Below are 12,004 nucleotides of genomic sequence, written 5' to 3'. Positions count from 1 at the left end.
GCGTCTTTGGATTGTGCAAATTTAAATATTTATCATTCTATACGATTCTTTTTTTTACATTTAATCAAGGTGTGGCTCATTCCGATGATTTCATGTATTTCGTCTACCTCAAAACCTACTTTTTCGATGATTTTTAAAATATCTTTCGAATGAAACATTTGACTGTTTCCGTTGGCAACAGCTGTAAAATATAGTGAAGTTGCGTGCAGGCTGTATGTTGAAGATTGGAATCTTTGTAAATCCCAAAAGGTTTCCAAGATATAAAAACGGGTGTTTTCAGACATGGCAGCATGAGCTTTGCTGAAAATTTTTTCTATTTCTTCCAAAGAAAAACAATCAATGAACTGACTCATCCAAATGGCATCAAAATCTTTTGGTAAAACGCTGGAAGGATCAAGAAGATTAATATTTTTAGTGAAAATTCTATCTTCGAGATTGTTTTCGGCGATATTTTTTTGAGCCATTTTGGTCTGCCCTGGTAAATCGAGAATAGTAATTTTTACAGTTGGATTGTATTTCGCACATAGCATAGCAAATTTACCAGTGTTACCCCCAACATCCATAATGGTTTTAGGATTGGAATTAAATAGAATAGGCAGTACATCGGGAAACGTATAATCTGAATAAAAATGATCAAAATCGAACCAGCTTTTCTTGGCTTTTTCTGGCAATTCTGATAATCCTATGTAAACTGTATCCCAATTTCCTAATTCTTTTAGCCCTTTTGGCTTACCCTGTACTATAGATTCCTCGAGATGATTCATTGCAAAATAATTAACATCCTGCGTGAAATCCATATTAATATTGGTTGCTTTGTCTCTTAGGATGAAGTAGCCTGTTTTTGTTAATATAAATTCGTTGTTCCTCAGATAAACCAGTTCTAAGCTTAGACCGGCTTCGAGTAGTACCTTTACACCGTAAACAGATAAGTTTAATGATTTTGCAATGGTTTCTGTATTTGCTTTTGTGTGATGAAACAAATAGTCTAAAATTCCTAGATTTCGAAGTGATTTCGCCGCCTGAAACATTATGGGGGCAAAGGCAATTTTTTGGGCATCTAAGTTAGCCTGAATAACGGTTTTTTTATCCGAACCAAAATCTTTCATTTATTTTGATTTAAAATTATATATATGTGTTTGTTTTTGTTGTAGTTAGATATTTTTTGAAATGATAATTGTAAAATAAAACATCGTTTTGCATATTTTAGCGATATTATGCTACATTTGCTCATTCAAATTAACCACATTAAATCCTAAATAAAAACAAAATTTTAATATATTTAATGTAAAAAAATAAATACAAGTTAATGAATACTTTAAAGGAATATTTAAGTCTAAAAGAGTTCGAATCTGTAATTTTTGATAATAATAAAATAGATATCAGTCAGGATGTTTTAGACAGAGTTAATGAAAGTTTTGATTTTTTAAAGGAATTTTCAGTCAACAAAATTATTTATGGTGTGAATACTGGTTTTGGTCCTATGGCCCAATATCGTATTAAAGACGAAGACCGGATACAGCTACAATATAATTTGATTCGCAGCCACGCTTCCGGTACAGGAAAACCATTGAGTGCTGCTTGTGTAAAAGCGGCAATATTGGCTCGATTAAACACGCTTTCCTTAGGTAATTCAGGGGTTCATCCGTCAGTAATTCATTTGATGAAAGAACTTATTAACAAAGATATTACACCTTTAATTTTTGAACATGGCGGAGTAGGAGCGAGCGGCGATTTAGTGCAATTGGCGCATTTGGCCTTGGTTCTTATTGGTGAAGGAGAGGTTTTTTATAAAGGAGAAAGAAGAGCTACGGCAGAAGTTTTTGCAATAGAAAAATTAGAACCTATTCAGGTAGAAATCAGAGAAGGTCTGGCGTTAATGAACGGAACTTCGGTAATGACTGGAATAGGAGTTGTTAATGTACATAATGCCAATAAATTAATAGATTGGTCTATAAAATTTTCGGGTGCTATTAATGAAGTTGTACAAGCGTATGACGATCATTTCTCTGAGGAGTTAAATAATACAAAACGTCATCAAGGACAACGGGAAATTGCTTCCAGAATGCGTTCGAATCTTGCCGACAGTGCCTTGATTAGAAAGAGGGAAGATCATCTATATTCTGGCGAAAATACCGAAGATGTTTTTAAAGAAAAAGTGCAGGAATATTATTCATTGCGCTGTGTTCCCCAAATTTTGGGACCAATATTGGAAACGATAAATAATGTGGCTTCCATTCTCGAAGAAGAATTTAACTCTGCAAATGACAATCCTATTATAGATGTAAAAAACCAGCATGTATACCATGGCGGGAATTTTCACGGAGATTATATTTCGCTGGAAATGGATAAATTAAAAATTGTTATTACCAAATTAACAATGCTTGCCGAAAGACAGCTGAATTATTTATTAAATTCAAAAATTAATGAACTTTTGCCTCCATTTGTCAATTTGGGAACTTTAGGCTTTAATTTTGGAATGCAGGGAGTTCAATTTACGGCGACTTCAACCACTGCCGAAAATCAAATGCTGTCGAATCCGATGTATGTTCACAGTATTCCAAACAACAATGACAATCAGGATATTGTAAGTATGGGTACAAATGCGGCCGTGATTACCTCCAAGGTTATAGAAAATGCTTTTGAAGTTTTGGCAATCGAACTGATAACTATTGTTCAGGCAATTGATTGTCTGGAGCAAAAAGATTTAATTTCATCTGTAACTAGAAAAATATATGATGATGTTAGATTAATAATCCCAAGGTTCGAAAAGGATCAGGTTATGTATCCTTTTGTACAAAAGGTAAAAGATTATTTGATGAGTAATTAGTAATTTGTTTGTTTTTAATATTTTAAAATTATAAAACATGAAAAAATCAGCATTGTTTTTTATTCTATTTTATCAATTTATAAGTGCTCAAGAACTGGCTTTAGTGAGAAAAGACGATAAGTTTGGTTATATTTCAAAAACGGGGGAATTTAGTATTCAGCCAAAATATAAAAATGCTAAAAACTTTTCAGATGGTTTAGCCGCTTTTGAAGATAATGGGAAATGGGGTTTTATAAATGCTAAAGGAGAAATAATAATACCAGCAGCATTTGACGATGCCAAATACTTTAATAGCGGAATTTGTGTAGTATCGAAAGATAAAAAATGGGTATTTATTAATAAAAAGGGAGAAGTTCAAACACCTCCAATTACAGAAAAATTATACGATTTTGAAGATGGAGTTGCATTCATCAGACAAGGAGATAAAATTGGATTGATAAACAATAAGATGGCAATTGTTGTTGAACCAAAATATGATATGATTAAATCATTTGAAAACGGTTTTGCAAGAGTTAAAAATAATGACCGTTGGGGAATAATTGATAATACAGGTAAAATTGTTGTAGAAATAATTTATGACGAAATTGGAAATTATTTTAAAAATGTTACTTGGGCAAAAAATGGTACTGCTTTTGGTTTAGTAGTATCAGGGAAATTCAGAGCAATTGATGGAGTAGATAAAATCTGGGATTTTTTGGTTCAAGACATTACTTATGCTAGAAAAAATGATAAGATAGGATTTATTGACTTAAAAGGGAATTGGGTTATAGAACCTAAATTTGATAAAGCCAAATCTTTTAATAAAAATCTAGCCCCAGTATTAGTTGGTAAAAAATGGGGATATATTGATATGAAGGGAACTTTAGTTATTGACCCTGTTTATAATGATGCAGAAATGTTCAGTGCGGATGGTTTGGCACCGGTTAAAGATAAAAATTGGGGTTTTATAAATACAACCGGAAAATTGGTAATTCCAACGCAGTATGGTATTACAGCTGGAGGTATTTTTTCGATTTTTAAAGATGACCAAAAAGGATTCATTAAGGGAACAGCAAGAGTTAAGAACGAAAATAAGTGGGGGTTTTTAAAACCAGATGGTTCTGTCTTAGGAAATCAATGGTTTGAAAACGCAGAACCTTTTCAAAAGTAATTATATTTTAGATTGAAAAATTACTTTCTGAAAAAGGGTTAATTAACACAGCAATCTAAAATCTACAATTTAAATTTTATATATGAAGTGTGCATTGGTAACAGGAGGTTCAAGAGGAATTGGCAGTGCTATCTGCGAAAAATTGGCACTGGATAGTGATTATCATATTTTAATTAATTACCATTCCAATAAAAAAGCTGCTGAAGAAACTTTGGAATCTGTAGTGGCAAAAGGTGCTACTGGGGAAATTCTGCAATTTAATGTTGCTGATTTTACTGAAGTTCAATCGGTATTGACACAATGGCAAGAGGCAAATCCAAAAGCGGTTGTCGAGGTCATTGTAAACAATGCAGGAATTACAAAAGACGGTTTGTTCATGTGGATGAGCCAAGATGATTGGTCAAGTGTTATAAATACCAGTTTGAATGGTTTTTTTAATGTGACTAATTTTTTTATGCAAAAAATGCTTCGTAATAAATATGGACGCATTGTAAATATGGTGTCTTTATCGGGAGTGAAAGGTACGGCAGGGCAAACCAATTATTCGGCTGCTAAGGGTGCAATAATAGGTGCTACCAAAGCTTTGGCGCAGGAAATAGCCAAAAGAAACATTACTGTAAATGCCGTTGCTCCGGGTTTTATAAAAACAGATATGACCAGCGAACTTGATGAAGCCGAATTGACAAAAATGATACCTTTAAATCGTTTTGGTGAAGCTGATGAAGTTGCGGATCTGGTTAGTTTTCTTGTTTCGAAGAAAGCCAGTTATATTACTGGTGAAGTGATTAATATTAATGGTGGAATTTATTCATAAAAATAAAAGTTATCAATGAATAATAGAGTGGTCATAACGGGAATGGGAATTTATTCCTGTATTGGAACTTCGCTTGATGAAGTAAAAGATTCTTTATTTGAAGGAAAGTCTGGAATTGTATTTGATCCAGAACGCAAGGAATTTGGTTTTAGATCAGCTTTGACGGGTACAGTACCTAAACCGGATTTAAAAAATTTACTTTCCAGAAGACAAAGAATAAGTCTTGGAGAGGAAACGGAATATGCATATATGGCAACTATTGAAGCCTTAAAAAATGCCAATATTGATGATGCTTTTTTTGAAAAAAATGAAGTTGGCGTTATGTATGGTAATGATAGTGTATCTAAGGCTATTATTGAGGCAACAGATATTATTCGTGAGAAAAAAGATACTACTTTAATAGGTTCGGGGGCTATTTTTAAGTCCATGAATTCGACTGTTACCATGAATCTTTCGACAATTTTTAAGCTGAGGGGGATTAATTTGACAATTAGTGCTGCCTGTGCGAGCGGTTCTCATTCTATTGGGATGGCATATTTTTTAATTAAAAGCGGTTTTCAGGATATAGTTATCTGTGGAGGAGCTCAGGAAATTAATAAATATGCGATGAGTAGTTTTGATGGTTTGGGTGTTTTTTCTGCCAGAGAAGATGAACCGGCCAAAGCTTCAAGACCTTTTGATGCCAATCGCGATGGATTAATTCCAAGCGGTGGTGCTGCCACTTTGATTTTGGAGTCTTATGATTCGGCAATAAAAAGAGGAGCCACTATCTTGGCAGAAGTAATCGGATATGGATTTTCATCCAATGGAGGCCATATCTCTACTCCAAATGTCGAAGGCCCTTCTACGGCAATGCAAAGAGCTTTGGATGAAGCAGGCATAAAGTCAAGTGAGGTTGATTATATTAATGCCCATGCAACGTCAACTCCCGTAGGAGACGATAATGAAGCAAAGGCTATTTTTGAAGTTTTTGGAGAGAATAATCCTTATGTAAGTTCAACAAAATCAATGACAGGACACGAATGCTGGATGGCTGGAGCGAGTGAGGTAATTTATTCTATTCTGATGATGCAGAATGATTTCATAGCACCAAATATTAATTTGGAAACACCAGATGCTGATGCTGCAAAATTAAATTTGGTTAAAACAACGTTAAATAAAAAAATTGATATATTTTTGTCGAATTCCTTCGGTTTTGGAGGTACGAATTCAGCATTAGTAGTTAAAAAGTATAAAAAAAAGTAATGAAATAAGCATTCCTTAAAATTGGTCATAAAGACTAAAGTTAATATGCGATTACATGTTTCCCATAAAAAAATATTAAATATTACATGAATAAAGAAGAAATTATTGAGAGAGTAAACGGGTTTTTAATTGATGAATTTGAGGTGGATGGTGATGATATCCAGTTTGAAGCAAATTTAAAAGACACTTTGGGACTGGATAGTTTAGATTATGTAGATCTTGTTGTATCCATCGAATCAAACTTTGGAGTAAAATTAGTTGAAGGAGATTTTGTAGGAATAGACACTTTTCAAAGTTTTTATGATCTTATAGAAAATAAAATTAAATCAAAGGCTTAATGTAATGAGTCAATGGGATGGAAAATCTAAAGGTACTGTTCTTGGGTACAAAATTTTTGTTTTCTTCATTAATAAAATTGGAGTAAAAGCAGCCTATTTTGTACTTTATTTTGTAGTAGCGTATTATTTTATTTTCCTCAAAAAAAGCAATGACTCGATCTTTTATTATTTTAGAAAAAGGCTGGGGTATCCGTATTTAAAATCTAAAACGATGGTTTTTAGAAGTTATTATACATTTGGACAAACCATTATTGATAAAATTGCAATCGGTGCTGGTCTAAAGGATAAGTTTACTTATGAGCATGATGGTAAGGAGTTTATTATCAAATTGTTAAAAGAAAAGAAAGGCGGTGTATTAATTAGTGCCCATATTGGAAATTTTGAGATAGCCGAGCATTTTTTTAGTGAAGTTGATTTTAATCTGCAAATAAATCTGGTTACTACCGATTTAGAGCATTCTGCAATAAAGAAATATCTTGAAAGTATTACTAAAAAACCTAGGATCAATTTTATATTAATAGGAGAAGATTTGTCTCATATTTTCGAAATTAATTCTGCACTGGCCAGAAATGAGTTGGTTTGTTTTACTGGCGATAGGTATTTTGAAGGAGTAAAATCGTTAAGCGAAAATTTATTGGGGCAAGAAGCTCTTTTTCCTGCAGGACCATTTCTTATTGCATCCAGATTGAAAGTTCCTGTTCTTTTTGTTTATGTAATGAAAGAATCTAATTTGCATTATCATCTTTATACCAGAGAAGCCAAAGTAAAGCACCGTGACGAAAAGGGTTTACTGAAAGAATATACAGAAAGTGTAGAAGGTATGATAAAAAAATATCCTTTGCAGTGGTTCAATTATTTCGATTTTTGGAACCAATTAAGTAATAAGTAATTTAACGTTTAATTATGCTAAAATTCAGTTTTTTCATTGATTTTGTATTTTGTAAAACCGCATGCAAACTATGAAAAAATATGATTCAATCATTATAGGATCAGGTGTAGGTGGATTGGCAACAGCAATTTGTTTAGCACGTGCTGGTCAAAAAGTTTTGGTACTAGAGCAGCATTACGTTCCTGGTGGATGGAGTCATAGTTTTACTTTAAATGGGCAACGATTTAGTCCAGGAGTTCACTATGTGGGACTTATAGGCAACGGGCAGTCTACGAATGAATTGTATCGCGGGTTAGGGATTGCAAATGATATGGTTTTTTTCCGAATGAATGACAAAGGATATGAACATGCTATTATTGGTGAAGAAACCTTTAGTTTTCCATCAGGGGTTGAAAATTTATCAGAAACTCTTGTTAAGCGTTTTCCAAAAGAAAAAAAAAATATTGTAGAATATTTAACTCTTGTGCAAAGAGTTAACAGAGAACTCCAATTAATACCTAAGTTAAAAGGGTTTTGGCAAAATATTACAGTGCCTTTTAGAACCAAACACTTTGGTAAGTTTTCCTTATTTTCATTAAAAAGAGTAATCAGTTGGCATATCAAAGATCCTTTATTAAAGGCTGTTTTAAATGTGCAATGTGGCGATCATGGACTTTCGCCAAAGAGAGCTTGTTTTCCGGTACATTGTTCTGTAATGAGTCACTATCTTGAAGGAGGATTTTATCCCATGGGCGGGGGAGGAGGAATTGTAAAGGCAATGACCAACGGTGTCAAGAAACATGGAGGCGAAGTTCGAGTCAAACAAGATGTAAAAAAAATAATTATAGAAAACAAGAAAGCAATTGGGGTTCAACTTAAAGATGGAACAGTAATTTATGCTAAAAATGTTGTTTCAAACGCTGATCCAGCTGTTACTTATTTAAATCTTATTGGAAAATCAAATCTCAGTAAAGGATTAGTAAAAAAATTAGAAAAAACAAAATATTCAGTCAGCTCACTTATTTTATTCTTGACCTTGGATATGGATGTCACTCAGTTTGGGATTGATTCGGGTAATATTTGGATGATGAAGGATGAAAATGATGATGCTAATTTTGATGATTTAATGAATAATGATATCACAGAGGGTGATTTGTTTCCAGCGGTATTTATAAGTTGTACCACAATAAAAGATCCAGTGAGTTTTAATGGCAGGTATCATAATTTTGAAGTGGTAACTTACGTGAATTATGATAATTTAAATGGTTTTAACGGGTTAGAGGATTATCACAATGAAGCATACATTATTTTTAAAGAAAAAGTAATAAATAAATTGATGAATAATATTGAGAAAATTATTCCTGGGGCAAAAAAAAATTGTGTTCAAGCAGAGTTGGGTACTCCTAAAACAAATGAATTTTATGTTAATTCAACAAGAGGAAATGTGTATGGAACTGAAAAAACATTAAATCAAGTTGGTCCGTTCTCATATAAAAATAAATCCGAAATAAATAACCTATATCTTTGTGGTGCGAGCACACTTTCTCATGGAATCGGAGGAGCTACACATTCTGGTGTTGTTGCAGCTTCGCTAATTTTGGGATGCCAACCCGATGATTTGATTATTGAAGATGCGAATCAAAAGTTAAGAATTTATGATGCGGAAGATACTGCAACATGGCCAGATTGGGTTCATGTTAAGAGAGCGCATAAATCAAGAAATTTTAAAGAAATAAATGTCTATTAGTCTTATGTATTAATTTAAGTTATATTCGCTTTTGTAAAAAAAAACATGTATGAAAAATGTCCTTGTAATCTATTATTCTCAATCGGGACAATTAGAAACTATTGCCAGAAATATAGCAAAACCGTTTTTAGATTCAGAAAAAATAAATGTAGTGTTTCATGAAATTAAAATGGAGCAATCTTTCCCATTTCCTTGGAATAATGATGCTTTTTTTAATGCTTTTCCAGAATCATTTTTGCAGATTCCTGCTCCTATTAAACCCATTCCAAATGAAATAATGGAAATGAAGTTTGATTTGATTCTTTTGAATTATCAGGTTTGGTATTTAACACCTTCAATCCCCGTAAATTCTTTCTTGAAAAGTCCAGAAGCCAAAATTTTATTTAAGGATACACCAGTTGTAACAATAAATGGTTCCAGAAACATGTGGTTCATGGCGCAGGAAAAAGTCAAGATTCTGTTAAGACAGAATAACGCCCTGCTAAAAGGAAATATTGCGCTGGTCGATAGAGTTGGGAATTTAATAAGTGTGATTACAATTGTAGAGTGGATGTTTTCAGGAGTTAAAAAAAGGTATCTTGGAATTTTTCCATTACCTGGAGTTTCAGATAAAGATATTCGTGAATCAACAAAATTCGGGGAAGTAATTCTTGCAGGCTTTAATGAGAATGATTTAGATAATTTGCAAACGAAATTGGTTGCGATTAATGCAGTAAAAGTAAGTTCCTACTTAATTAGAGTTGATAAAACAGCTAATAAAATTTTTTCAAAATGGTCAAATTTCATCATAACTAAAAGGGAATCAAGAAAATTTTGGACAAAAATATTTAAAGTGTATTTAATACTAGCTATTTGGGTAGTTTCACCAATAGTTTATATATTACACGTTCTTACGTATCCGTTAAAAATTAAAAAAATAAAGCAGGAATTAGAATATTATAAAGGAGTAAATTAGATTATATGTTTGATGTATATATTACAAAAGCGGCGAAGTGCTTGCCAAATGAAGCTGTTTTTAATGATGAAATGGAAGATTATTTGGGATTGATAAATGAAACAGCATCCAAAGGCAGAAGATTAATATTAAGAAATAATAAGATTGTAAGCCGTTATTATGCACGAGATAAAAATGGAAACAGTACTCACAATAACGCTGAAATAACTCATATAGCCATTCAGGGATTATTTGATAATCGTTTTACTGATCAAGATGTGGAATTGTTATCTTGTGGAACTGCTACTCCAGATGTTCTTGTTCCGTCTCATGCGGCAATGGTACATGGCTTATTAAAAAATAAAAATCTGGAACTTAATTCATCTTCAGGGGTGTGCTGTTCAGGGATGAACGCTTTAAAATTTGGTTATCTTTCAGTAAAATCCGGAAATACAAATAATGCAGTTTGCTCAGGTTCTGAAAAAGTTTCTTCGTGGCTGTCTGCCAATAGATTTGAAAATGAAATTGTTAATCTGAAAAAATTAGAAGAGCAGCCCATAATTGCTTTTAGAAAAGATTTTTTAAGATGGATGCTGTCTGACGGAGCGGGTGCCTTTTTATTGGAAAACAAGCCAACTGGAGCTATTTCCTTAAAAATAGAATGGATGGAAGCTTATTCTTATGCACATGAAATAGAGACATGCATGTATGCTGGAGGAGATAAATTAGAAAATGGCGATATAAAACCTTGGAATGATTTTGATCCAAATGAATGGCTCAGCGAATCTATATTTGCAGTTAAACAGGATATAAAAGTGCTTGATGAACATATTTTGGTTAAGGGTGCCGAAAGTATGAAAGAAGCATTGGATAAAAACAATATTACTGCTGATCAAATTGATTACTTTTTGCCACACGTTTCTTCTCATTATTTTGTAGATGGTTTAAGAGAATCATTGGCAGAAAAAGGAATGGTAATACCAATGGAAAAATGGTTTATGAATTTGGCATATGTTGGGAATGTCGGTTCGGCTTCAATTTATCTGGCCTTAGAAGAATTAATGAATTCAGGTAAACTGGTAAAAGGGAACAAAGTTCTTTTGTCTGTGCCGGAAAGCGGTCGTTTTTCGTATGCGTATGCTTATTTAACAGTGTGTTAATGACGATGACAGCTAATAATCCAATAGGCATCAAAGATTTTGTGGAGACTTTAATTCCTCAAAAAAAACCGTTTGTAATGGTCGATACTTTGTATAGCTATTCTGAAACTGAGTTAGTGTCTGGGTTTACCATTCAGGATGATGCTGTTTTTTTTAAGGATGATTCCTTTGTAGAATCTGGAATTATAGAGCACATGGCTCAGTCTGTGGCATTGCATACAGGATATCAGTTTTATTTGAGAAATGAACAGGCTCCCACAGGTTATATTGGTTCCATAAATAAATTGGAAATAAAAGTGCTTCCCAAACTTTATGACGAAATAAGGACAACAGTTACTGTTATACAGGAATTTGGAGGAGTAACTTTGGTAGATATTGTTAGTAAATTAAACAATGTAGAAATAGCCAAAGGACAGATGAAAACTGTTTTGGCTAAATAATTAAAAACAGTGAATAAGAAAGATACATCAAAACTTGTAAATAGTAACCATTACCTGCCTCATCTTGCTCCCATGCTGATGGTGGATTTTATTTTAGAGATTGATGATGAAAAAGTAGACACTATTTTTCAAATTAAAGCAGAAAATATATTTCTGAAGAATGATTTATTCACGGAATCTGGTCTGGTCGAAAATATGGCGCAAACCTGTTCGATGATTGTCGCCAAGGATTACTTTATTGATGAAAATAATAATGCCAAGACAGGAGCAGATGTGATTGGTTTTATCAGCGGAATTAAAACCTTAAAAATATATTCACTGCCAGAAGTTAATTCAACTCTTGTTACCAAAGCGGTATTAATTTCGAAATTTATTTCGGACTCATATAGTTTGTGTACTATACAATGCAAAACGTATAAGGAAGACGAAATGCTGTCAGAAGGAGAAATTACGTTGTTTATTCAAAATAATAATTCCTAGA

The 12,004-nt window shown here is 33.0% G+C and carries 12 protein-coding genes; 11 read left to right on the top strand and 1 reads right to left on the bottom strand.

Features of this window, described 5'->3' with window-relative positions; translation table 11 throughout:
• Window positions 1–32: 32 nt before the first annotated feature.
• Window positions 33–1,106 carry a methyltransferase gene (locus tag IRZ80_RS07605; RefSeq protein WP_194640958.1) on the bottom strand — a complete coding sequence of 358 codons (1,074 nt, stop codon included), beginning with the start codon at window positions 1,104–1,106 and terminating at the stop codon, window positions 33–35.
• A 200-nt stretch (window positions 1,107–1,306) separates the two neighbouring features.
• Here IRZ80_RS07605 and hutH point away from each other — a divergent pair, with 200 nt between their 5' ends.
• From hutH to IRZ80_RS07550, 11 genes are all read left to right on the top strand, one after another.
• Entirely contained in the window at window positions 1,307–2,827 is a 1,521-nt protein-coding gene (hutH, locus tag IRZ80_RS07600) for a histidine ammonia-lyase (protein ID WP_194640957.1), read from the top strand.
• 37 nt (window positions 2,828–2,864) lie between these two features.
• Window positions 2,865–3,977 carry a WG repeat-containing protein gene (locus IRZ80_RS07595; protein ID WP_194640956.1) on the top strand — a complete coding sequence of 371 codons (1,113 nt, stop codon included), beginning with the start codon at window positions 2,865–2,867 and terminating at the stop codon, window positions 3,975–3,977.
• Between the two features lie 82 nt (window positions 3,978–4,059).
• Window positions 4,060–4,791, top strand: coding sequence for a 3-oxoacyl-ACP reductase FabG (gene fabG, locus IRZ80_RS07590; protein ID WP_194640955.1), 732 nt, complete (start codon window positions 4,060–4,062; stop codon window positions 4,789–4,791).
• A 15-nt stretch (window positions 4,792–4,806) separates the two neighbouring features.
• Window positions 4,807–6,036, top strand: coding sequence for a beta-ketoacyl-[acyl-carrier-protein] synthase family protein (locus IRZ80_RS07585; protein WP_194640954.1), 1,230 nt, complete (start codon window positions 4,807–4,809; stop codon window positions 6,034–6,036).
• Between the two features lie 86 nt (window positions 6,037–6,122).
• A complete protein-coding gene (locus tag IRZ80_RS07580; RefSeq protein WP_194640953.1) occupies window positions 6,123–6,374 on the top strand; it encodes a phosphopantetheine-binding protein in 252 nt (83 codons plus the stop codon).
• A 4-nt stretch (window positions 6,375–6,378) separates the two neighbouring features.
• On the top strand, window positions 6,379–7,263 hold the full coding sequence (locus tag IRZ80_RS07575; protein WP_194640952.1) for a lipid A biosynthesis acyltransferase: 885 nt from the start codon (window positions 6,379–6,381) through the stop codon (window positions 7,261–7,263).
• A 70-nt stretch (window positions 7,264–7,333) separates the two neighbouring features.
• A complete protein-coding gene (locus IRZ80_RS07570) occupies window positions 7,334–8,989 on the top strand; it encodes a phytoene desaturase family protein (protein ID WP_194640951.1) in 1,656 nt (551 codons plus the stop codon).
• A 49-nt stretch (window positions 8,990–9,038) separates the two neighbouring features.
• Window positions 9,039–9,944: a dialkylrecorsinol condensing enzyme DarA gene (locus IRZ80_RS07565; RefSeq protein ID WP_194640950.1), complete on the top strand. Its 906-nt coding sequence runs from the start codon at window positions 9,039–9,041 to the stop codon at window positions 9,942–9,944.
• 5 nt (window positions 9,945–9,949) lie between these two features.
• The gene (locus tag IRZ80_RS07560) at window positions 9,950–11,083 is read left to right on the top strand and encodes a beta-ketoacyl-ACP synthase III (protein WP_194640949.1); all 1,134 of its coding nucleotides are present in this window, start codon (window positions 9,950–9,952) and stop codon (window positions 11,081–11,083) included.
• Complete coding sequence (locus tag IRZ80_RS07555) at window positions 11,083–11,523, top strand: hypothetical protein (protein WP_194640948.1); 441 nt, start codon at window positions 11,083–11,085, stop codon at window positions 11,521–11,523. Before IRZ80_RS07560 ends, IRZ80_RS07555 begins: the two co-directional genes overlap by 1 nt.
• A 9-nt stretch (window positions 11,524–11,532) precedes the next feature.
• The gene (locus tag IRZ80_RS07550) at window positions 11,533–12,003 is read left to right on the top strand and encodes an ABC transporter permease (RefSeq protein ID WP_317174744.1); all 471 of its coding nucleotides are present in this window, start codon (window positions 11,533–11,535) and stop codon (window positions 12,001–12,003) included.
• The last annotated feature ends 1 nt before the right edge of the window (window position 12,004 follow it).

This window comes from Flavobacterium sp. HJJ, assembly GCF_015351475.1.
GTDB classification, from domain to species: domain Bacteria; phylum Bacteroidota; class Bacteroidia; order Flavobacteriales; family Flavobacteriaceae; genus Flavobacterium; species Flavobacterium marginilacus.
Note: the sequence above shows the minus strand (reverse complement) of the source record. Positions and strands in the feature narration are given on the sequence as shown.